At 61.2% G+C, this 1,178-nt stretch carries 1 protein-coding gene; it reads right to left on the reverse strand.

From position 1 onward, the window contains the following. Nucleotides 1–2: 2 nt before the first annotated feature. The coding region (gene tuf / locus FHT71_RS31180) for an elongation factor Tu (RefSeq protein WP_018857113.1) at nt 3–1,178 on the reverse strand (1,176 nt) is incomplete at its 5' end.

Below are 1,178 nucleotides of genomic sequence, written 5' to 3' on the forward strand. Positions count from 1 at the left end.
GATTACTCGACGATGGAGGCAACGATGCCTGCGCCGACCGTACGGCCGCCTTCGCGGATAGCGAAGCGCAGCTTTTCTTCCATCGCGATCGGAACGATCAGCTCGACGTCAACCGTGACGTTATCGCCAGGCATAACCATTTCCGTGCCTTCCGGCAGGGTGACGATGCCGGTCACGTCCGTCGTGCGGAAGTAGAACTGCGGACGGTAGTTGGTGAAGAACGGCGTATGACGGCCGCCTTCTTCCTTCGTCAGGATGTAGGCTTCAGCCTTGAACTTCTTGTGCGGCTTGACAGAGCCCGGCTTGCACAGGATCTGACCACGCTCGACGCCGTCACGGTTCACACCGCGAACCAGTGCACCGATGTTGTCGCCAGCCTGGCCCTGGTCGAGCAGCTTGCGGAACATTTCAACGCCGGTAACCGTCGTCTTCGAGGTCGGGCGGATGCCGACGATTTCGACTTCTTCACCAACCTTGACAATGCCACGCTCGACGCGGCCGGTCACGACCGTACCACGGCCGGAGATCGAGAACACGTCTTCGATCGGCATCAGGAACGGCTGGTCGATCGGGCGCTCAGGCGTCGGGATGTAGGCGTCAACAGCCGCCATCAGCTCGCGGATCGCGTCTTCGCCGATCTTCTTGTCGGAGTCTTCCAGAGCGGCAAGAGCCGAGCCCTTGATGACCGGAATGTCGTCGCCCGGGAAGTCGTAGGACGACAGAAGCTCGCGCACTTCCAGCTCGACGAGTTCGAGAAGCTCGGCGTCGTCAACCTGGTCAACCTTGTTGAGGAACACGACGATCGCCGGAACGCCAACCTGGCGAGCCAGCAGGATGTGCTCGCGGGTCTGCGGCATCGGGCCGTCAGCTGCCGAGCACACCAGGATCGCGCCGTCCATCTGGGCGGCACCGGTGATCATGTTCTTGACGTAGTCGGCGTGGCCGGGGCAGTCAACGTGGGCATAGTGACGGTTCGGCGTCTCATATTCGACGTGCGCCGTCGAGATGGTGATGCCGCGGGCCTTTTCTTCCGGAGCCGCGTCGATCTGGTCGTACGCCTTGAACTCGCCGAAATACTTCGTGATCGCTGCCGTCAGAGACGTCTTGCCGTGGTCAACGTGGCCGATCGTGCCGATGTTAACGTGCGGCTTGTTGCGCTCAAACTTACTCTTTGCCAT

The sequence above is a fragment of the Rhizobium sp. BK060 genome, from assembly GCF_014193145.1.
GTDB lineage: Bacteria > Pseudomonadota > Alphaproteobacteria > Rhizobiales > Rhizobiaceae > Rhizobium.